This is a genomic window from Pirellulales bacterium, from assembly GCA_033762255.1.
Lineage (GTDB): Bacteria > Planctomycetota > Planctomycetia > Pirellulales > JALHPA01 > JANRLT01.
The window spans coordinates 1-22,000 of sequence record JANRLT010000030.1 but is presented as its reverse complement, the minus strand read 5'-3'; the positions used below and the strand labels follow the sequence as shown (position 1 = coordinate 22,000).

Genomic DNA, 22,000 nt, shown 5'->3' with positions numbered 1-22,000 from the left:
CGTAACAGCCAGGGGAATTTTCAGCAAAGCAATGACAGCCCTTAGACTATGTTACATCCCCCTGCAGCCGGCTCCCCTGGATACCTTTTGCAATCACATCCAAAAACTGCTTTTGGCTGGATATGTTGCCGGGGCACTCCACCACGGCGTATCGGCAACTCGTGCCGTACACCCAGCCGGGACGGCCAGAAACGGGTTGTTCCACCAGGACGCGTAGTTGATGGCCCCGCAGTTTCGCCAGGTAAGCCGATCGCAAGTCGGCATCCAGCGCATTCAGCCGTTCCACGCGTTCTTGGCGGACCGCCGCGGGCACTTGATCGGTAAAATTTGCCGCGATCGTCCCGCGACGGGGGCTATAGGGAAAAACGTGAATTTTGGCAAAACCCACCGCGCGGGCCACCGCCAAGGTCTCTTCAAAATCCGCGTCGGTTTCTCCGGGAAAACCCACGATAATATCCGTGGTAATCGCGGGCAGATCAATTGCCCGCTGGAGCATCTGACAACGGGCGATAAAGCGTTCGGGACCCCAGCGACGCCCCATGCGCCTGAGGACCTGGGCGGAACCACTTTGCAGACAAATATGAAAATGCGGAGCGATTCGGACGGGATTTGCCGCGCATACATCGATCAATTCGCGCGTAACTTCCGTGCATTCGATACTGCTCAGACGGATGCGCAGATCCGCGTCAAGTTCCATAAGTTGTCGCAATAGCCGAGAAAGCCGCAGCCATTCCGACTTTGGTTTGCCGGCATTTTGTTCGACGCCATAATGCCCCAGGTGGATGCCGGTCAGCACAAATTCATGATATCCCGCGGCCAATAGTCCCCGCACCTCTGACAAAATGCTTTCCGGCGGACGGCTAATAACATGGGGACGAACTTGGGGAATAATGCAAAAGGTGCAGCGTAACAGGCAGCCATCTTGCACCTTGATAAAAGCCCGCTGATGGTGGGAAAAAGTCTGAATTCCACCAGGCAATTCCGCGACTCCCCACCGGCCCAGCAGATCCGGCAGCTCTCGCTTATCCGTGATCACTTGCACGACATTGGGCAGGGCCGCTACTTCGTCCGGGGCGCGCGTGGCGTAGCAACCCATGACCACGATTCGGGAGTGGGGATTTTGTTTGGCCAATTGGCGGATCGTTTGGCGGCTTTTAGAATCCCCTTCATGCGTGACGGTGCAGGTATTGACCAGGCAAAGATCGGCGAATTGGTCGTCGACCGCGTCGATATATCCGGCGTCGATAAATCCCTGGCGGACCAATTCGGTCTCGTACTGGTTGACTTTGCAACCCAGGGTGACCGTGCGCAGGCGGGGAGTGGCGGATGGGTGATCGGCACTAAGCATCGGGACTATAAACGCCTTCTCTGGGAAAATTAACCCGTTTCTGGTTCGATACTGGCCGACATGGACCCCTGGCAGGCTTGGATGGCGTCGTCCTTGCCATAAGCGTGAATTTGATCGCGTTTTAGTTCGGCATGTTCCTTGGTTGTGGTCAGGACGATCACTTTCCCTTTGGTGTCGACCTCTTCCGCCAATTGATAACCTTTTTCCGGGGGGTGGCCAAATAATTCCTGCAGCATTTTAATGACGTACTCAAAAGTATGCTCTTCGTCATTCCACAAAATAACATGATAGCGCGGTTGGCGCTGCGGCCGATCCCGCTCTTTTCGTGGCAGTTTAGTCGGACGGACGATGGTCTCTGCGGGGGGGGCGTCGGCGACTGCCGTGCCCGCCTGGGAAAAGCCCTCGTCATCGTGGATTTGCCGGGGTTCCATGGTAAATCACCGATCAAAGTTTAACTAACCAATTTAACAATTTTATAGTATTATAGGTCAACTGCGGGATGCCCGAAAAGCGGCAAACGTGGCAAACCGGCCAGATTTGCTTTGCCCTTCAAAAAATCCCGACTTCTGGCTCCGAGGGCTTTACTTGACAAACATGCAAAACATAATGCTCGCGATCCAAACCGATCTTAGCCAACATGCCCCCCGGGCCGAAGCCGATCTGTGCGAACTGTTGCGTATCCCCAGTGTGAGCGCAATTTCCGCCCACGCGCCGGATATCCAACGGGCCGCCGACTGGCTGCACGGTTATTTTAGGGATTTAGGGTATCAATCGGCCATTCACGCCACCCCTGGCCACCCTATTGTACTGGCCCGCACTCCCGCGGTCGACGGGGCGATTACCGTACTGGTTTATGGCCATTATGATGTCCAACCTCCCGATCCCTTAGGGCAATGGATTTCCCCCCCATTTGAGCCGACGGTGCGTCAGGGGAACCTTTTTGCGCGGGGCGCGACCGATGACAAGGGACAGTTTTTGACCCATGTCCAAAGCGCCGCCTCCTGGACCCGCACGGCGGGCGCGCCGCCGGTAAACTTAATCTTTTTAATCGAAGGGGAAGAGGAAATTGGCAGCCCCAATCTAGTCCCATTTTTACAGCGGCACGCCTCGGAATTGGCCTGCGATGTCGCCGTCATTAGCGATACCAGCCAATTTGCCCCGGACCTTCCCGCGATTACTTATGGGCTGCGGGGAATCGCCTATTATGAATTGACTCTCACGGGGCCTCGGCAGGATTTGCATTCGGGGACATTTGGGGGAGGAGTTACCAATCCGGCCAATGTGCTTGTCAAAATCCTAGGGAATTTGCACGATAGCCACGGTCGGGTGGCGATTCCGGGCTTTTATGACGCCGTGGTCCCCCTGACCGACCGGGAACGCCAGGAATACGCCCAATTGCCTTTTACGGACCAAGCTTTTTTTGAACAAGTGGGGGTGTCTGGGGCGTTTGGCGAAGCTGGATATACCACCCTGGAACGGCGTTGGGCCAGGCCCACATGCGATATCAATGGCTTGACCAGCGGATATCAAGGGGAAGGGGCAAAAACAGTCCTTCCCGCGCGGGCGAGTGCTAAATTTAGCTTTCGCTTGGTACCGCGACAGGATCCGCACGCGCTTTCCGCCAGTTTACGGGAATGGATTGCCGAGCAGATTCCGGCGGGAATTACCTGGGAACTGACGGATTTTCATGGCGCGCCGGGCGTTTTGGTCTCTTTGGATAGCCCTTATGTGGCCTGTGCCCAGCGGGCCATTGAGCAGGGATTTGGCCGGGCGCCGGTCTTCATTCGCGAAGGGGGCTCCATCCCCATCGTGGGTGATTTCAAAGAGATTTTAGGGGTGGATACGTTGCTGTTAGGCTGGGGACAAAATGACGACAACATGCACAGCCCGAATGAAAAATTTAGCCTGGCCGATTATCATCGCGGCATTCGAGCCAGCGCGGCACTGTGGGAGGAATTTGCAAAATTACCCCGTCCCGCCGGCAAGGGTAACGTTTAGCCCCCTATTTTTTATGGTTCTTCTTTCGGTACCATCAAATTTTTTATTGATTGTTTAGTTCACATTTTGCCCCCTTTACGCCATGCTGGATCGCAAATTTATCGTTGAAAACGCCGCTTTGGTCTCCGAAAACTGCCGCCTGCGCAATAGCCCGGCGGCAGTGGAGCAATTCGTGCAATTGGAGCAAGCCCGCAAGCAACAGCAACAAAAGCTGGATGATCTCAACCGCCAGGCAAACGAAGTAAGTAAATCCATCGGCGCGACCAAGGATCCCGCCGAACGAGAGGCCCGTAAGGAACAAGGCCGCCAACTCCGCGAACAACACACGGCCGCCCAGGCAGAGTTGGACCAACTGACCGAGCAGGCGGACGCTATTTTGCGGTTAATACCCAATCTCTCGCATCCCCAGGCCCCGATTGGCAATGACGACCAGGCCAACCTGGAATTGCGGCATGGCCCGCAGCAACCCCGCACGTTTGCGTTTCAGCCGTTGGATCATGTGCAACTGGGCCAGAACCTGCAACTGCTGGATTTTGAGGCGGGAGCGCGGGTGGCGGGGAGCGGCTTTTACTTTTTAAAGAACGAAGCGGTGCTGTTGGAACTGGCGCTGCAACAATACGCGGTGCAATTGCTGTTGCGGCATGGCTTTACGCCGGTCATTACACCCGATCTAGCCAAGACCGAAATCCTTCACGGGACGGGGTTTATTCCTCGTGGGCCAGAAACACAAATTTACTCTATTGCCGAAAGCGACCTGAATTTGGTGGCCACAGCCGAAATCACCCTCGGAGGGATGTACAGCGGCCAAATCCTGGAGGAAGAGCAATTGCCCATCAAGCTTTGCGGCATTAGCCACTGTTACCGGACCGAGGCGGGAGCCGCGGGCCGCCAGTCCAAGGGCCTGTACCGCGTGCATCAATTCACCAAAGTCGAGATGTTTGCTTACGCCACGCCCGAACAAAGCGAACAGCTCCACCAACAACTCTGCCAGCTCGAATGTGAAATTTTTGAAGGGCTGGGCATCCCTTACCGCGTGGTCGATACAGCCACCGGGGACCTGGGGGGGCCGGCTTATCGCAAATTCGACCTCGAAGCCTGGATGCCCGGCCGCGGCGCGGCGGGTGAATATGGCGAGGTCACCAGCACCAGCAATTGCACCGACTATCAGGCCCGGCGGCTGAATATTCGCTATCGCAAAAAAGGGGAAAAAGGGACCCACTACGTCCACACCCTAAACGGCACCGCGGTGGCCATTAGCCGGGCCATCATTGCCATTCTGGAAAATTACCAAAACGCCGATGGCAGCATTACCGTCCCCGCCCCCCTCATTCCCTGGATAGGCAAGGAGCGAATCGGCTAATCAGCCGCTGGACGCTTGCACCCGTTTTTTTACCTGCTCAAACCGTGGGCTAGCGCCCTACGACTAATTTTTGCAACCTTATCTTAACTTTGCGCTTCCCATAAATTCCACCATGTCCGACAAGGTACCGCATACCACCGTGGCCCAGGCTGTCACTCCCTTATATCTGGGCGTGGATATTGGCGGCACGGGGATCAAAATCGGCCTGGTGGATGACCATGGTCAGACATTGGCGTATCACAGCATACCGACCACTCCGCGCGAGGGCTTTGTGCCGGTGATGCAGCGATTGGCGCAGGCGATCACGCAGTTGCTGACAGGAATCGACTGCCCCAGGGACAAGGTGGCCGCCGTGGGCGTGGGAATTCCCGGCATGATCCAGGTGAAACAGGGTAAACTAATTGCCGCGCATAACCTGCCCACGTGGGAAAATGTCCCCGTATGCCAGACCCTGGGGGAACTGACCGGGTTGCCGATTGTCCTGGCTAATGACGCCAACGCGGCTTCTTATGGCGAATTTTGGATTGGCGCGGGAAAAGTCCAATCCAGCCTGGTGATGATCACCCTGGGGACGGGCGTGGGGGGAGGAATTGTCATCGACGGGCATATTATCCCCGGAGCGCACGACTTTGGCGCCGAGGTCGGGCACATGATCATTGACGCGCATGACGACGCCCGGTTGTGCGGCTGTGGACAGCGCGGGCACTTGGAAGCCTACTGCAGCGCCACCGCCGTAAAAAAACGGATGCTCGAGGAACTGGGCGTGGGAAGGCCCAGTCTGCTGCAGGAAAAATTTCAATCCGGGGCGGATCTTAGCACGCTGGATCTGGCCCAGGCGGCGGAGGCGGGGGACGAATTTGCCTGGGAACAAATTTTAAGCACGGCCCGCTATTTGGGCATTGGCGTGACAAACTTGCTGCACGTGGTGGATCCCGAGATTTTGCTGATTGGCGGGGCGATGACGTTTGGCGGGTACGAAAACCCCGTGGGGCGAGAGTTTTTGGACCGGGTGCGCAGGGAAATCCACCGCCGCGCCATGCCCGTGCAGGCCCGTTTATCCGTGATTGATTATGCCCTCTTGGGGAGCGACGCGGGCTATATTGGGGCGGCGGGCGTGGCCCGCATGGCTAGCCAAAAAGCCGGAATTATCGCACAATAATGATTGTGCGCGGCGCAAGCGGCTGTCATGGCAGAATCGCCCGCGCTTGGCAAATTCGGCCCCCTATTCCCTGGTGAACCATCATGAAACTAAAAAGCCTCCAAGAGCGGAGCAAGGAATTTGCCTTACACATCATTTTAAAGAGCCGCGAACTCCCCCGGACGCTGGACGCCCGCGAGCTGGGGAGACGGATTTTGCGCAATGGAACGCGGATGGCCGCCAAAATTAGCACCTTGACTTATGTCCGGGGGCAGTTGTTATTTATTCACCGATTGACCCTGGCATTGCAGGATCTGGATCAGGTGCAACTGTGGTGCGATCTGGTGATTGACTCGCAAATTTTATCCGCCGAAAAATTGCAAGATTTGCGGGACGAGGCACACGCCCTGGCCCGAATCATCAAATTGTCCATCCGTCACGCCAAGCGGCGATTCAAGAAGTAACGCCCTCCCGGGCATGCGTTTTTACTATTTGTCACACCCCGGCTGGGCGTTTCATGGATCCCCGCTTTATCCGCAATTTTTCGATCATTGCCCATATCGACCATGGCAAAAGCACGCTCGCCGACCGGCTGATCGAGCAAACGGGAACGGTCGAAAAAAGGGAAATGCGCGAGCAATTGCTGGACGACATGGAACTGGAGCGGATGCGCGGCATTACCATCAAGGCCCGCGCGGTCTGCATGACCTACCAGCACCAGGGCCAGCGGTACGAACTGAATCTGGTCGATACGCCAGGGCATGTCGATTTTCACTACGAAGTCTCGCGATCCCTGGCGTGCTGCGAAGGGGCGATCCTCTTGGTCGACGCGTTTCAGGGGGTCGAGGCCCAAACCGTGGCCAACGCTTACGCCGCGCTCGAGCACAATCTGGCGATTGTGCCGGTCCTAAATAAAATCGACCTCAAAAACGCCCGTCCCGAAGAGGTCAAAGCCGAGATCGAACAATCCCTGGCCATTGATCCCGCGCAAGTCCTGGCCTGTTCCGGCAAGACTGGCGTAGGCGTGCCAGAGTTGCTCGAAGCCATTTTGGAACGTGTTCCCCCGCCGCAGGGAGACCCCGCGGCCACGTTGCAAGCAATGGTGTTTGACAGCCATTATGATGATTTTCGCGGGGCGATCATCTATATCCGGATCATGCAGGGGACCGTCACCAAAGGGCAAAAAATCCGCCTGCTCCGGGCCGAGACCACCCATGAAGTGCTGGAGTTAGGCCAGTTTGTCCCCGAACGCCGCGCGTGCCAGTCGCTCAACGCCGGACAGGTGGGTTATTTGATCTGTAATATCAAATCCGTCCAAGAAGTCAGCATTGGCGATACAGTAACGATTCCCGGCGACAAGGGGGCGGAGCCGCTGCCCGGCTATCGTCCGCCGCAACGGATGGTCTATTGCGGGTTGTATCCCTCGGATGGCGAAAGCTACGAAGACCTCCGCGATTCCCTGACCAAGCTGTCGATCAACGACCCCAGCTTTGAATTTTCACCCGAAACCAGCGATGCCCTGGGCTTTGGTTTTCGATGCGGATTCCTCGGTCTGCTGCACATGGAAATCATCCAGCAGCGGCTGGAGCGCGAGTCGGACCTCGACTTGGTGCAGACGGCCCCCAATGTCACGTATGAAATTGTGACTAAAACGGGGGAAACCCTGTCGATCCATAATCCCCAGGATGTGCCGGAGGCGGGGCAGATTGAGGAATTTCGCCAGCCCATTGTGCGGGTCAACTTTTTGCTCCCCAGCGAAGTCATTGGCCCGGTGATGCAGCTTTGCACCGATCGCCGGGGTCACTATGTGAAGACGGAATACCTAAGCCCCATTCGTGCCATGTTGACGTTTGATCTTCCCCTGGCGGAAGTGATCTACGACCTGCATGACAAACTCAAAAGCGTCTCCCGCGGTTATGCCACCATGGATTACGAGATGCTGGGCTACTTTGAGGCGGACTTGGTGCGGTTGGATATATTGGTCGGTGGCAAAAAAGTCGACGCGCTTTCGATTATTTGCGACCGCCGCGACGCCGAACGCCGGGGGCGGGCCATTGTCAAAAAACTGCGCGGCGAGATCGACCGCCACATGTTCGAGATCGCCATTCAGGCGGCCATTGGCACGCGGGTTATTGCCCGCGAAACCATTAGCGCCATGCGCAAAAACGTCACCGCCAAATGTTACGGCGGCGATATCACCCGCAAGCGCAAGTTATGGGCCAAGCAGCGCGAAGGGAAAAAGCGGATGAAATCAATCGGCAGCGTGGATATCCCGCAAAAGGCGTTCCTGGCCGTGCTGGAATCGGGCAATGAGGAATAGTGGATAGTGAGTGGTGGAGAGTGGGTAGTGGGTAGTGGGAAGTACCAATTACCGGCCTCCTAAAACTAACTCCGTTCCTCTAAGTATCAGCCACCAAAAACTAAATACCAAAAACCAAACTCCACCCCACCCTTGCTAGCGTAATTTCTTCTCGAATTTCATCATTTCTTTGGGCACTCCCGGCAAACTGCCCTTGACGGGGCTTAATCCTCCGGGGATTATCTCGCCCTCATCTTGTTTCGTGCACGTGAATCGGGATTTTTCGGACGGTCATGGATGACTGAATTCCGAAACTGTCCCGTGAAATTTATTTCAATTTGGAACACTCGAGAGTTCCTGTTTCCTCAAAGGGAGAACCTGGTTTGAAAACGACCACTTTCTCGTTCGCGCTGAGCCTGGCCATGGCGGGCCTAAGCTCTTTGACGGTCGCCGCCGCCGGGCCCGCGACGACGCCACTGATGCAAACAGCGCGGGCCATCCCCACGCAAACCGGTGACTCTCGTCGCGAAGCCGACGAATTGCTCAAACAGGCCCGCAAGGCCCTGGATGCCGGAAATTATCAAACGGCCGAATCCTACCTCGATCGGGCCGAACGGCTCAATCCCCAGTATTCCGCGCTCCACTTTGGCGATACCCCCAAAAAATTACGGGATGAACTGGCCAAACGACAAACTCCCGTCAATGCCAGTGATCCAGTCAAAACCGGATTCCTGGGCATGGGAAAAGAATCCCCTCGCGATCCGTTTTTGAATCGCACCCCCAGCCAGCCGGTGGTGGGTGTTGCTCCACAACCGATAAATCCCGCCGCCACGGGGCAAATGCCGCCGACCGGGGGGAGCGCGTACACCACCGATGGCATTGGCGGGGTTGCCGGCCAACCAGCGGGATCGACTCCGTCAGGAACGTCCAACAACGGTTTGACCGCTCCCCGGACGTTGCCGTATGACACGATCAACATGCAGCCGCTAGCGGCCGCCAATACACCGCCGCGCGTGCCCGCCGGGACTCCTGGCGTGCAAAACGCGGGAGGATTTCAAACGGCCCCCGGCGGACCCGTGACCCAATCCATCTACAGCGGCCTTAATGATCCCACGCGTGTCCAACCGGCGACTTACAACGCTCCGGCAACGCTGGCTCCCTTGCCGGGACAGTTAAACGCCGGCACTGCGCCGATTGGCGCGCAATCGCCCCGGCCAGAAACGCTGCCGCCGGGAACGCCGCAACAGGGAACATTGTCCAGTCCGCAGCGCGGGGCTATTCCCGCCCAAGCGACCGAACCGACTTCTGGCCAGGGAATGCAGTTAATTCAACAAGGGGAACAAGCCCTGCAGGCGGGCCAGGCGGATCAGGCCTTGCGGCTGTTCCGCGAAGCGTATCAGTATCAAAACGAGCTGGACGCCAACACCCGCTCGCGGTTACAGGACCACTTGCAAATGCTGTCGCGACCGGCGTTGGGGACCCCCACGCCCGGCGTGGGAACCTTGACCGGGGCGGAAAACAGCCAGCAAATCCTGATCAAACAAGTCTCGGCCGATATCTCCCGCGTGCAAACCGAATCCCGCAAATTGTGGGAGGAAAAGCGCGATCCCAAACGGGCGATTGAAATCCTGGAAGAAGCCAAGGCCAAGTACGCTGCGGCTCCGGGTTTGGACCAGGTGACCAAGGATCAAATTCAAGCCCGCTTGGACCTCAGCCTGACGCAGGCCAAGCAGTTTTTAGAGAACAATAAAGCCCAGTTGGCCTTGGACGAAAAGAACCAAGCCGTGCGTGACGCGGTGGACGCCCAGCGCGATCGCAAGATTCAGATCGATGAAAAGCTGGTGCTATTGGTGGATGAATTTAATAAACTGATCGACGAGCACCGCTTTGCCGAGGCCGAGGTCACGGCCAAGAAAGCCCAAGAGATCGCCCCGGATGAACTGATCACGCAACAACTGGTCAATCAAGCCAAAATGCTGCGGCGGTTGGATTTAATGAAAAGTATTCGGGACGAAAAGGAACGGGCGATTTTTGAGGAGTTTGCCAGCCAAGAAATCGGCGCTATTCCCTTTAGCGGCGAGATCAAATATCCCGACGAAGCCAAATGGCGTCAGCTCACGGATATTCGGACTAAATTTAACCAGGAAATCGGCGAAAACCGCAGTCCCCGGGAACGAGAAATTCAGCAAAAGCTGAATACGCCGATCCTGATGAAGTTTGAACAAACGCCGTTGCGGTCAGTCATTGAATACCTGGAGAAAACGGCCAACATCAATATTCACCTGGACCCCCAGGGTATGGCCGCCGAGGGCGTCACCAGCGACGAGCCGGTAACGCTAAAGGTGAATAACGAGATCCGTCTGGTCAGCGCGCTCGATTTGATCTTGTCTCCCATCAAGATGGGCTACGTGATCAAAAACGACGTGCTCCTGATCACCAGTCTGGAAAAGACCCGCGGGCAGGTTTATTCCAAAAGTTACCCCGTGGCGGATTTGGTCATTCCCATCCCCAACTTTGTTCCCACGGGACGCGAGGGATTGGTGGGAGGATTGGATACCGCGTACGAACAAGCCAACCGCAGTCGTCGCAGTTTGCCGGGGTTTGCCCCACCCGCCCCGCTCTCGGTCGCGGCCGCCGGCGATGGCAACACCGCCAACGCCATGATGCACCCTTCGACACTCGCCCAAATCCAGCAGAACGCCTTTAACAATAACGGCCTAAATAACGGCCCGCCGGCCACCGGCTTTATGCAGCCGATGAATTTTGGCCCCGGTGGCATGGGTGGTGGCGCGCAGGCCGACTTTGACGCGCTGATTGAACTGATCACCACGACCGTTCAGCCTGATAGCTGGAAGGAAAACGGCGGCCAGGGGGGGATCGCCCCGTTTGAAACCAACTTGACCCTGGTGGTGAGCAACACCCAGGAAGTTCACGAAAAGATCGCCGATCTGCTGCAACAGTTGCGTCGGTTGCAAGATCTGCAAGTCACGATCGAAGTCCGGTTTATCACGCTGTCGGACAATTTCTTTGAACGGATCGGCGTGGACTTTGACTTTACGATTGATGACAACGTAACCTTTGCCGGACTGAATAGCGATATCGGGCCAAGCTCGGTTATTGGGTTGGGGTCGACCGGCCAGCCGACGCCGACCCTCAATATTCCCTTCACTCAAGGCAGCTTTAATGCGACGCAGCAGCCGCCGGTCGCGGGGATCACCTTTGACCCGGCGACGGCGGGAAGCTTTGGCTTTGCGATCTTGAGCGATATCGAAGCGTTCTTTTTGATCCAGGCCGCGGTCAGCGACACCCGCAGTAATATCCTGCAAGCTCCCAAAGTGACGCTGTTTAATGGTCAGTCGGCGTTCATCTCAGACACTTCGCAGCGTCCCTTTGTGACCAGCGTGATTCCGGTGGTGGGGGACTTTGCCGCCGCCCAACAACCGGTGATTGTGGTCCTCAGCGAAGGGACGTCACTGACGGTCCAGGCGGTGGTCAGCAATGACCGTCGGTTTGTCCGCTTGACCGTGGTGCCGTTCTTTAGCCAGATCGGCGATGTCGAAGAATTTACGTTCGAGGGTTCCAAGACCTCCACGACCAAATCCAGCGATTCATCCAGCGGCTCGGACGACAGCAAGGCTAAAACCTCTGAAAAGGCCGAATTTGAGGAAGGCACCACCGTGCAGCTCCCCACGTTCTCGTTTGTGACGGTGACTACCACGGTCAGCGTGCCCGACGGCGGGACGGTGCTCTTGGGCGGGATCAAACGCCTGGCGGAAGGACGCGACGAGTTGGGGATTCCGATCCTTAGCAAAATCCCCTACATCAACCGCCTGTTCAAGAACGTCAGTATCGCCCGGTCCACCCAAAGCCTGATGCTGATGGTGACGCCGCGGATCATTATCCAAGAGGAAGAAGAGGAAAAATTGATCGGTGCTCCTTCGACGCCCTAGCCCGATCATCATGGGGGCTAAAACAAATTTTTAGCCCCGATCAAAAACACCCCCCACGTCCCCGCGTTGGAGCCATCCAGCGCGGGGATTTTTTTGGTAAATTAGGAATTAAAAATGAAGAATTAAGAATTGTTTTGCAGTCAAATTGTATCTTACCGCCTCCTGCCCCTCGCCTTCCGTCTCCCGCCTCCCATCCCTCGCCCTTCGTCTCCAGTCCCTCGCCCCTAACCCCTCACCTCCCCATGATCGCCAAAGTTACCGTATGCTGTGGAATTATTCTGGCTGGATTGGCTGTTGGACTCGGTGCCTTTGGGGCGCATGGTTGGCAGGAATTACTCATCGCCAACGGACGGGTGGATACATTTGAAACCGCCGTTCGTTACCTGATGTACCACGCCCTGGGCCTGATTCTATTCGGCTTGATGTTAGGTATTTTAGGATCGGGAAAGGATGCGTTCGCAAGGGATTCAGTTTCCCGCTCGGATGGTTGGGCGATAGCGATTGCCGTTTGCTTTGTGATGGGTAGCCTAATTTTTAGCGGCAGTTTGCTGATTTTATCCCTGAGCAATATCCGCTGGCTGGGGGCGATCACGCCAATCGGCGGGGTGCTGCAACTCGCCGGTTGGGGATTATGGTTGGTCTGGTGTTGGAGGGGAAAATAACCGTGTAAGGAATCAGTCTATTCGCTAATTATTTCTCCCTTTACATGCGGCGGGCCGCGCTGGATTTAGCTAGAAAGCGTATTCATTACGGTTAAACGTTGTGATCGTGCCCAATTTAACAACTGGGCAATCTGCTGTTTTTACGCAAAACAGAAAATCTAGGTTATTGTTGATGATCAGGCAAACTCTTTGCCGATGTTTTTTACGCTAGCTAGGAATGCTAGCGAAAATACGCCGTTTACGCAAAAAGTCTCCAACTGTTGTCTCGCCCGCGGGCGGAAGCAGGCTAACCCGGAAGTTGCGTGAATTTGCCGCGGTTTCTGACTCCAAGGATTGGGTTTCGGCTCGCCCTTGAATCGCAAAGCAGAAAACCGTGACGCGCGTCGCTTCGCCCGCATTGCAACTGGCTTTATTGGAACCGCCCCCGCAAGTTCCCGCGTTTGCGGAGCTGCCGGGTCTCGGGGAATTGTGTCGCACATTTTCCCAGGTGACCGGCTGGTCGCTCCGTTATGTGGCAGAGTTAAAACCAACGGTTGAGCTGTTGTGGTCCGCCGAGGTGTGCCCCGGCGTTGATCCGGCTTCCGGGTATCTGCGCATTGATCTGGATCACGCGGCGTCGCTGGACGATTTGCGCAAGCGCATGCCATTAGAGTCCGCCGAAAAGCTGGCCGAATGTCTCCTCAGACAATTGCGGCGCGAATGGGAATTGCGCACGGCGCTATGGGAACGCGAGGCCGAATTGGCGACCGCGATCCCCGTTGTGGCCCGCTCCCCTGATTCCGCCCAGCTTGCCACGCGGCTGCAATCGCTGTTGCAGTCGTTGGCGCGGGCGTTGGGTTGCCGGGCTGCCGCCTTTTATCTGTTGGATGACGCCACCACCGAGTTGCGGTTGCGCAGCGCTTGGGGACTCCCGCCCGAGCGCTGCGTCCAACCGGCTCGACCGCTGGCCGGAGCCTTGGCCGATTTGGAGGCGCTTTTAGGCCATGCCGTGGTGATCGATAGCCCGGGAATCCACACCCGCTGGAATGTGCCCGAGGAATGCGCCGCGGCGGTCTGCGTGCCTATTTCTAGCCCGACCGTGCCGCTGGGAACATTGTGGGTTTTTGCCGACAACGCGCGGGATTTTTCGGACGAGCAAACCAACCTGTGCGAAATCATCGCGGGGCGCATCGCCGCGGAACTGGAACGGTCGGCGTTGTTGCAGGATCACGCATCCATCCAGGCGGAACGCGCCGTCTGGCAACATTCCGCCAGCGACGCGCTCCCCGCCGGCCCCGAGACTTCGCCAATGGTCCCGGGTTGGGACATCGCGGGGCACAGCGAGCAAGCTGGCCCCATCGGCGGGGCGTTTCATGATTGGTTGTTGCTGCCCGATGGCCGCCTGGCCGTCTGGCTGGGGGACGCCTGCGAAGGAGGCCTGGCGGGGGCGATGACAGCCGCGAGCCTGCGCGGCATGTTGCGGTATGAACTGGAACAAGGGTGTCCCCGGGAAAATATCGAGCAAATCCTCGCGCGTTGCCACCACACACTCTTGGGGTTGTCCGCGGGTAACCACTGGGCCGGCGCGCTGCTCGTCTTTGTTGATCCCCGCACCGGCGAATGCGAAATAACCTGGTCCGGCAGGCCCCTGGCGACAAAGTTGTCTCCCCCGGACAGCACCCTCATCGATCGGCAGTTGTTGACTAACGCCGAGTCGCGCGGCAAATCCGCGGAACTCGCGCCTCCGCAGAATTTGTTGCAACCGCTGACACCCCTGGGTATAGGCCAAGAGCTAATAACGGGACGTCAACGGCAATTGATTTTGCCGGGCGAGATGCTATTAGGCTTTAATCGAGGGCTGGCGGATGTGACACGAAACAACGGCCAACCACTGCAACTGGCGGAACTACTGAGAAATGTGGCCCCGACGGTCGATTCCCGCCGCACCGCCCAGCAAACCTTGGAAAGAATCCAGGGGAATCTGCGCTCTGGAGAATATAATATCGCCCGGCACGATTTATCGTTGATTGTTATCCGCCGGGAAAAATAAATATAATCCGGGTTTAGGCAAAATCGGCCAATCCCGATCGATTCAGGTTCCAGCCCTGGGGGCGTTGATCTAGATCGGGGGACATGTGCATTTCGTTCGATTTGCCCAACGGCTTTTTAAGGCTATCGATAGCCGCCGACATGCCATTTGTCACGGGTTTGATACGGTCGGCCATTTCATAACCGACCCAAGTCACACGTTGGGGTTGTAAACGCCCGCTCAGGGCAAGACTGCTGGACCACGTAAGTTGAGAAGGGTGCCGATTTCCGCCGGGAGAGTCGGTGGGATCGGTCGCTGGTGTGGCGCTTACCAGAGGTGGAACCGGAGCGACCGGGGAATGTGGGGAGGGTTGCTCCAGCCCGTTTGGCCGCGGTTTGTCCAGAGGATGCAACGGTTGATGAGATGGCTGTACGGTAACGAGCGCGGGAGTTGGATGGTCTGCCACGCGATCCGGATTACCCGTGGGGATACTAAATGCCGCCACAGCGGCTAGGGCCGCGGCGATCGTTCCCCCCGCTACCCACCAGCCGGCGACCCACCGATGACGCCGCGGGCGAGAGATAGTCGCCGCCATAGGCATGACCGGGGAACCGCCGACCGAACCATGTTGGGTAACCAAATCGCACAGGGGGAAGGTGTCCGCGGGAGCTTCGGCGCTGGCGGTCTGTTCCGCCAATAACCAAGCGTCCAATGCCCGTTCTGTAAAGGCAACCGGAGCGGTTAAGACCGGACGAGAGGTCGGGGAAGCGGTCCTCCGCGAAAAGACGGTTAAGATCGCGTCACTACCTAAAAGTAATTCGGCACAAGCGGGACAAAGCGTCGCGTGGGATTGCAAAGACGCCAATTCGCGCGGATTACCCCGATTGTCCAACGCCTCATTCCACAATTGTTCAAACTCGACGCACTGCATAATTCGCCTCGGTCAATACATCCCGTTTTCGTAAATCCTCGATGATTTCCTTCCGTGCCCGATGTATCCAAGTTTTGACCGTTCCCAACGGACAATCCAATATCTCGCCAATCTGGGCATAGCTAAGTTCTTGCTCATGAAAGAGCAAAAACGCTTGGCGAAATTCCGGCCGAACCAAAGCCAAAGAGCGGTCCAGCTCTTCGCCCAGATTGCGGGCGGCATCCTCGCGATCGGGTTCGGCCGCCACTTGCTCTATCGGCAATTCCCGCACGGAGCGGTTCTTGCGTTTGGTCAATAAACTTCGGCAGCGGTTACCCGCAATGGAAAATAACCAAGGTAATATGTCGCGGGTCCGGTCCCACTGGTGTAAGGCCCGAATGGCCCGCACCAGGGTTTCCTGGGTCATGTCCTCGGCATCCTGACGATGGGTGAGCATGCGATAGCACAGCCCAAAGATCGGCCCCTGATACTTGGAAACGAAGTCTCTGACAGCCAGGGAATTCCCTGCCAGGCATTGTTCGACCAATCGAAGCAGATCGCTGTTTTCGCCCAATTCAGGCATGATTCCACGCGCGAAGTACAAATAGAAATACTCAAGCGGGTACGGAGTTGTTTCAGCCTAGAGAAGTATTTTTTCCCATCCATACCACTCACCTTACCACCGGGTATTCCGTGGCGGCATAGGTTTCTTGGGGCGAATACCGCGTTTCTGGCTGATTTTTACCTGAGAGCATCCCTAAGGAAAAAAGAATACTCCGGCGGAGAGTCTAAATTACTTTAACACATCGTGCAAAATATCACAAATTTCGGCGGGACTAGCGTCGGCCAGACGTTTCCCCCGATCCGACAACTTTTCGGTCAGTTTAATCGTGGCTTCTTGCATGGTGGCGTGAGTTTCCTCGGACCCCCCCACCAGGGTAAAACTTTCTCCGCGTGTCAGGCGTTTGTGGCCATCCCGAGCGTCAAACGCGACGCCCAACAAACGGGTCGCTGATGCAGGGGGAGTGGCCGCTGGCAAGCGATTTTTGGCACTCAAAGATCATTCCTCGCGGGTGGAAATAATCAACGATTTTTCATCATTTTACGCAGGGCCTCAGCAGCCGCTTCACGGCTATCTTTAGCCGCATTGGCCGGCTTGGGCACGGGAGGGAGTTTGCCGTAAACTTTTTCTTTTTTGTTCGCGGCTTTGCTGTCGCTCATGTTACCCGTTTCGTTCACGGTGTCATCGGCGGCATTCAGTAACTCCATCTGCTGCGTGGACGTTATTTGAATGGTACGCGTGTCCGTTAAACTTTCCAGGTCATCGGCCATGAGCCAGTCGGAAATATCCTGATCTTCGGGATCCCCTTTTTTGGCGGTAACCCGCTGCGCCACATCGTCAATGCTACGCACCTTGGGTAGTTTGGCCGCGGCAAGGCCCGGTTCGGCTGGCTTTAAGGGTTGCGCGGGCTTGGGAACAGCGGAAGCGGCAATTCCAGGAGCGGGATCCACCGCGACAGGCTTGGTCGCGGGAACGCCCTGCGCAGGGGGACTGGCGGGGGGAGCCGCGGCTGGCTTCATGGAGGTGGTGTCAACCTTGGCCGTGGAAGACACGGTGTCTCCCGTGGGGGCGCTGGTCTTGCGCACCAGAGGCATTACTACTTCAAACACCAACTGGCCTATGATTAGTTGGTCACCAGAATGAATCACCGTTGGGCCGGTGATCTTTTCGCCGTTGACAATGGTGCCATTGCGACTTCCCAGATCTTCGACAATCACATCAGCTCCACGCTGGCTGAGCGCGCAATGCTGGCGGCTGATGGCATCACTATGGGGACGCAAATGACATTGCTCACCGCGACCAATCAAAAATTTCTCATGGTGAACTTTGATCACCTGGCCTGAATACTTTCCTGTCAGGACTTTGAGAGTCAACTCCATACGATCCTCGGATTCCGAAAGGTGGGCTAACAACTGAAAAAATTATGGCAAAAAATGCACCTTACGAATCTTCGTATCGGCTACAAAAAACACTCCTGGTAGAAACAGCAAATGAAGTGACTATTGGTGTAATGAATTTCTAACCGTTGGTCAATCACATGAATAAGAAAAGATGAAATACCAATCATCCGTAACAAAATACTAATAATTTTGAAACAGATTGGGTGTGATCGACTCCGGCAAGAATAATCCCGCACTCCAACGGACTTAATTTGCCTTCCCCCAATAAATATCTTATCCACAATTTGGATTTTCGTCAAAAATTTTGCTAATAATCCGCGAAATCTTAGAAAAAACCGCCACTCTAACGCGTCTGCAACCACTCCTGCGCGGCAAACTTTTCCCAGGCTACGCCGTAGGCAGCCGTATACTCCATAGACAGCTGGGCGGGCGAAAACCTGTCCATCCCTAAGATGGCGAGTAATTTTGTGCTCCAGGCATTAATGAGTTCCGTTATCGCGATCCTTTGGCCCGTTAACTCCGCTAATCCAGGTAATTCAGGAGCAAATTTTGATTGACCTAAAAGTAAACTCCCATGCTGTAACACTGCTCCGTCGCGACGTCGTTGCGCGCTGCCTAGGATCTTGTCGGTTTTTAACGTTGGTCCCGCAGCCGGGGCATAAAAAGGTTTTGCGGGTAGCCGCAGATCAGTAGTAAGCGGGGGGGATTCTGGCCTAACCAGGACCACGTCTCCTGGGCTACGTCGCAAAAAACATAAGAACGGGGGAGCTGTATCAGACGGTTGGGGATGGGCAGTTTTGCTCGGTTGAACGGGGGGCAATAAGGGAAAATCTCCCCAAATTATTGCGGTAACATGGTACAGATTGGCCAGGACATCACACAAAGCCTGATGGACCGCGCGATACAGTTTGGGGGTGTCGCGGGCGAGGGGATGATCGGCGGCCAATACTAGGGAGTAGGTCAGTTCTTGGTCATGAAGAATAGCCCCGCCACCGCTAGCGCGGCGGACAATAGGGCACGCCAACGAGGGGAGGTGGTCTTGCCGCGCGGCATAAGCTTGAAAATATCCCAACGACAACGTCGCTGGTTGCCACTGATAGAACCGCAATACGCCGGGAAGCACCCCGGATGCCACAATTTCCAAAAGCGCCTGATCCCGCGCCATGTTGGCTATGCCGCACCGCGGTTCGTCCACCAGCAACGGAAATTCAGACATCGGCTCTGGTTGATATGGTTAACGGAGCGGAGTAAATTTTACGCCGTATTTTTCGGCGGCGGCCACCGCTTTTTTAAGTTCCTCGGCGGTAATGGCCGGTGGATCGGCCAGGGGGTTGGCCGCTGGCTGGCCCACTTCCAGCAGCCAACTTTCAAAATTTGCGGGGGCGTATGTTACTAACATGCGGGCGGGGTTGGCCGATTTATTGGAAAAGTGGTGCGGCACATTGCGTGGCAAACTTAAAAAATCCCCTCCCTGTGCCGTATAGCTTTTATCCCCCACATGCCATTCCAATTCTCCTTCCAGCAGATACCAAGTTTCTATTTCGCGAGTATGAAGATGCGAGGGAATTCCCGCGCCCGGATAGATCACTTGCTCCCAACTGGCGCAGCAACCGGCGGTTTCTCCGCACATGGCCTTTATTCGCACCAAAGTGCCTAACAACCAGACGGCATTTCCCTCGTTTGCTTTTACTAAATGGACGTTTTTTGCTTCGGTGGCAGGATCTTGCGGCGGTGTCGGTGATTTGGGAAGCGTCAAATCCGCCGGGGGAGTCGCGGGAGTTGTTTCGGACGGCGGAGTGATCGCGGGGGATTCCGCCCCGGGAGAAGTGTTGGCCTGTGGTGAATTGGTTGGCGCCGGATTGGTTTGTGTTGAGTTGGGTGATGTGGCAGGGGAATCGGTTTCTGGCAAGGGCTGTTTCGGAAGTTCCGGCGTACCCGTGTCTTGGCCCTGACTAACGCCTGGCAGGCTAGCTCCGACCGCCAAAGCGCTGCCGATGGTGCCAACATGTGCGATAAATTCGCGTCGCGAGCTCATGGCACTTTCCCTACTTTCCTTGAAGCCCTTGAAAAAATCCCAGTCAAGATTGCGAACCGCGGCAGATTCTCTATTAGGTCTTTCGCTCCCGCCCCCACAACTGCACTAATTCTATCAGCATTTCCACGGCCAGGCACATCTCGTGCAAGCTGGACCATTCTAACGGAGAATGCGGATTATGTTCGCCCGTGCTCAAGTTTGGCGTGGGAAGGCCCTGTTCTGTCAAGTGGGCGCCGTCTGTCCCTCCTCGAATCGAACCCAACCGGGGCGTGCGGCCCAAATTGTGCAAGGCCCGCTCGGCCAATTCGACCGCCCGTGGTTCTTTTGCCAGTCCATCGGCCATATTGCGATATTGTTTGACAATTTTTACTTCCACGGTCGTTCCGGCAAATTCCCGCTCAGTCGCGGTGGCGGCTGTGGCGAGCATTTCCGCCCAAACCGCCAGTTGGGGGGTATGAAAATCTCGCAAGATGATTTTTAGCTCGGTTTCCGCCACGCCGCCGTAAATGGCATAAGGGTGCAAAAAACCCTGGCGCTCGGCGGTCGTTTCGGGGGAGTGGCGATCTTGGGGGAGTTGCCGCAAAAAAAATCCCGCCGCGCGGATAGCGTTAACCATGCGCCCCTTGCCAATAGAGGGATGCGTGTTAACGCCGCGAATGTTGACAATGGCCAAATCCGCCGAAAACGTCTCGTTTTCTATTTCATCGCGCCCCCTCCCGTCCAAAGTGTAAGCCACATCCGCCGCCAGGGACTTCAGGTCCACATGATCCACGCCATGGCCGATTTCCTCATCACAGGTAAATAATACCCGGATGTCGCCATGCAATATCTCCGGATGCTCAACCAGCCACTGGGCCAGCTCCATGATCACCGCCACGCCGGACTTATCGTCCGACCCCAACAGCGTCGAGCCATCGCTGGTGATGATGGTATCGCCAATTAAGTCCGCCAGTTCGGGATGTTCGGCCAGGGTAATCACCGGCCCGGCGGGCAAGCGGATATCTCCGCCGGCATAGTTGACATGCAACTGCGGTTGAATATTTTTCCCGCTCGCCTCGGGAGAGGTATCCACATGGCTATTAAATGCCACCACGGGAATGCGTGACGCGTCGCCAGGGGGTAAGGTGGCGGGGATAGTGGCGGTAACCACGCCCTGGGGGCTTTGGTTGGCATCCTGCAAACCCATTTTCCGCAGTTCCGCGCACAAGAGGCGACCCATCTCCAATTGTCCGGGGGTGGTCGGAACAGTGGGGGAGTTTTCGTCCGCGGTCGAATCAATTTTCACATACCGGATAAACCGTTCCAGCAAACGTTGGGAAGTGATCGGGTATTGATAGCCGGTCAGCGGCGCGGAGGAGGGCATGGATGATGATAAAGAGGCGGATGGGGGCGGGGTAGCCAAGTCCAGCTTGCTGATCCTGGCAATAAAGCCGTATTATACGGCGAATCGGGGGCCTAGCCAACCAACACCGGTTCCTTTCCGCGATAGGCGGGCTTTCCCCCTCACATCATTCCATTACCCCGGTTATATCAATGTCCGATAACACCACCACCATCGCGGATTTGCGCGCGTTAATGCGCGCTTTTGTGGCGGAACGCCAGTGGGAAAAATTCCACTCACCCAAAAACCTGGTTATGTCGATCGCGATTGAGGCGGCGGAATTGATGGAGCACTTTCAATGGGTGGAAGTGGCCGAATCCCGCGCTGTTAAGGAGCAGCCCGCGAAACTGGCGGATATTGGCGAGGAAGTGGCCGATGTGCTGGCCTATGTATTGGCCCTGGCCAACGCGCTGGAATTGGACCTGAGCGAGACCTTGCGTAAAAAGATGCTAAAAAACGCGGTCAAATATCCCCCCGTGGCATGAAGCGGATTTGTATCCGGGGAGCGTTGCGGCAATCATGCAGCTGAGTAGCCTATCTGCCACGCGTTATGTGCGCGGCATCCGCAGCCGTATGGGCACCTTTAATTCGGCACGTCGATATGTTCCGCCTCCGCCGCTTGGCGAAGCTTACTCAGGGCGCGGGCCTCTATCTGGCGGACCCGTTCCTTGGTCACGCCCATTTCTTCTCCCACTTCCTTCAATGTCAGAGATTCCTGGGAATGATCCAACCCGAACCGGCTGATAATGATTTTGGCTTCTCGTTCGTCCAGGGTTTCCAAAATTTTCTTGATTTGGGCCTGGCGTTGGTTTTGCTCGGCTTCTTGTTCGATTGACTGGTTCCGCAGGTCCTCCGTCGACAAAAATATTTCGGAGGTGGCCGTGCGAAAACGATCCTTGTGCTTGATTTCGTCGGGAATAGACCGGGCAAAGTTTTTCATGATCGCCCA

The 22,000-nt window shown here is 56.2% G+C and carries 19 protein-coding genes; 9 read left to right on the top strand and 10 right to left on the bottom strand.

Annotated elements, in window-relative coordinates; translation table 11 throughout:
• Positions 1 to 46 precede the first annotated feature (46 nt).
• Both mtaB and SFX18_09220 read right to left on the bottom strand, forming a co-directional pair.
• Entirely contained in the window at positions 47 to 1,348 is a 1,302-nt protein-coding gene (mtaB, locus tag SFX18_09225) for a tRNA (N(6)-L-threonylcarbamoyladenosine(37)-C(2))-methylthiotransferase MtaB (protein MDX1963322.1), read from the bottom strand.
• 29 nt (positions 1,349 to 1,377) lie between these two features.
• Positions 1,378 to 1,779, bottom strand: coding sequence for an ATP-dependent Clp protease adaptor ClpS (locus tag SFX18_09220; protein ID MDX1963321.1), 402 nt, complete (start codon positions 1,777 to 1,779; stop codon positions 1,378 to 1,380).
• A gap of 175 nt (positions 1,780 to 1,954) precedes the next feature.
• On the opposite strand from SFX18_09220, the gene SFX18_09215 reads away from it, so the two are divergent.
• The 8 genes from SFX18_09215 to SFX18_09180 all read left to right on the top strand — a co-directional run bounded on the left by SFX18_09215 (position 1,955) and on the right by SFX18_09180 (position 14,784).
• The gene (locus SFX18_09215) at positions 1,955 to 3,346 is read left to right on the top strand and encodes a dipeptidase (GenBank protein MDX1963320.1); all 1,392 of its coding nucleotides are present in this window, start codon (positions 1,955 to 1,957) and stop codon (positions 3,344 to 3,346) included.
• Positions 3,347 to 3,428: 82 nt separating this feature from the next.
• Positions 3,429 to 4,706, top strand: coding sequence for a serine--tRNA ligase (gene serS / locus SFX18_09210; protein ID MDX1963319.1), 1,278 nt, complete (start codon positions 3,429 to 3,431; stop codon positions 4,704 to 4,706).
• Between the two features lie 112 nt (positions 4,707 to 4,818).
• Positions 4,819 to 5,865, top strand: coding sequence for an ROK family protein (locus tag SFX18_09205; GenBank protein ID MDX1963318.1), 1,047 nt, complete (start codon positions 4,819 to 4,821; stop codon positions 5,863 to 5,865).
• Positions 5,866 to 5,948: 83 nt separating this feature from the next.
• Positions 5,949 to 6,308 (top strand): four helix bundle protein, encoded by a 360-nt coding sequence (locus SFX18_09200; GenBank protein ID MDX1963317.1) that lies wholly within the window; start codon positions 5,949 to 5,951, stop codon positions 6,306 to 6,308.
• Between the two features lie 53 nt (positions 6,309 to 6,361).
• Entirely contained in the window at positions 6,362 to 8,164 is a 1,803-nt protein-coding gene (lepA, locus tag SFX18_09195; protein ID MDX1963316.1) for a translation elongation factor 4, read from the top strand.
• 362 nt (positions 8,165 to 8,526) lie between these two features.
• Complete coding sequence (locus tag SFX18_09190) at positions 8,527 to 12,093, top strand: hypothetical protein (protein ID MDX1963315.1); 3,567 nt, start codon at positions 8,527 to 8,529, stop codon at positions 12,091 to 12,093.
• Between the two features lie 242 nt (positions 12,094 to 12,335).
• Positions 12,336 to 12,755 (top strand): DUF423 domain-containing protein, encoded by a 420-nt coding sequence (locus SFX18_09185; protein MDX1963314.1) that lies wholly within the window; start codon positions 12,336 to 12,338, stop codon positions 12,753 to 12,755.
• 373 nt (positions 12,756 to 13,128) lie between these two features.
• Complete coding sequence (locus tag SFX18_09180) at positions 13,129 to 14,784, top strand: SpoIIE family protein phosphatase (protein MDX1963313.1); 1,656 nt, start codon at positions 13,129 to 13,131, stop codon at positions 14,782 to 14,784.
• A 13-nt stretch (positions 14,785 to 14,797) separates the two neighbouring features.
• Here SFX18_09180 and SFX18_09175 read toward each other — a convergent pair whose 3' ends face one another.
• The 7 genes from SFX18_09175 to pepT all read right to left on the bottom strand — a co-directional run bounded on the left by SFX18_09175 (position 14,798) and on the right by pepT (position 21,033).
• Positions 14,798 to 15,694: a hypothetical protein gene (locus SFX18_09175; protein ID MDX1963312.1), complete on the bottom strand. Its 897-nt coding sequence runs from the start codon at positions 15,692 to 15,694 to the stop codon at positions 14,798 to 14,800.
• On the bottom strand, positions 15,675 to 16,256 hold the full coding sequence (locus SFX18_09170) for an RNA polymerase sigma factor (GenBank protein ID MDX1963311.1): 582 nt from the start codon (positions 16,254 to 16,256) through the stop codon (positions 15,675 to 15,677). Before SFX18_09170 ends, SFX18_09175 begins: the two co-directional genes overlap by 20 nt.
• A gap of 210 nt (positions 16,257 to 16,466) precedes the next feature.
• The gene (locus SFX18_09165; GenBank protein ID MDX1963310.1) at positions 16,467 to 16,730 is read right to left on the bottom strand and encodes a hypothetical protein; all 264 of its coding nucleotides are present in this window, start codon (positions 16,728 to 16,730) and stop codon (positions 16,467 to 16,469) included.
• A 26-nt stretch (positions 16,731 to 16,756) separates the two neighbouring features.
• Positions 16,757 to 17,614: an FHA domain-containing protein gene (locus tag SFX18_09160; GenBank protein ID MDX1963309.1), complete on the bottom strand. Its 858-nt coding sequence runs from the start codon at positions 17,612 to 17,614 to the stop codon at positions 16,757 to 16,759.
• A 364-nt stretch (positions 17,615 to 17,978) separates the two neighbouring features.
• Complete coding sequence (locus SFX18_09155; GenBank protein MDX1963308.1) at positions 17,979 to 18,851, bottom strand: hypothetical protein; 873 nt, start codon at positions 18,849 to 18,851, stop codon at positions 17,979 to 17,981.
• Between the two features lie 18 nt (positions 18,852 to 18,869).
• Complete coding sequence (locus tag SFX18_09150) at positions 18,870 to 19,670, bottom strand: cupin domain-containing protein (protein ID MDX1963307.1); 801 nt, start codon at positions 19,668 to 19,670, stop codon at positions 18,870 to 18,872.
• Between the two features lie 73 nt (positions 19,671 to 19,743).
• Positions 19,744 to 21,033: a peptidase T gene (gene pepT / locus SFX18_09145; GenBank protein ID MDX1963306.1), complete on the bottom strand. Its 1,290-nt coding sequence runs from the start codon at positions 21,031 to 21,033 to the stop codon at positions 19,744 to 19,746.
• Between the two features lie 170 nt (positions 21,034 to 21,203).
• On the opposite strand from pepT, the gene SFX18_09140 reads away from it, so the two are divergent.
• Positions 21,204 to 21,536, top strand: coding sequence for a nucleotide pyrophosphohydrolase (locus SFX18_09140; GenBank protein MDX1963305.1), 333 nt, complete (start codon positions 21,204 to 21,206; stop codon positions 21,534 to 21,536).
• A gap of 98 nt (positions 21,537 to 21,634) precedes the next feature.
• On the opposite strand, the gene SFX18_09135 is transcribed toward SFX18_09140, so the two are convergent.
• Positions 21,635 to 22,000: sigma-70 family RNA polymerase sigma factor (locus SFX18_09135; GenBank protein ID MDX1963304.1), on the bottom strand; the 366-nt coding region annotated here is incomplete at its 5' end.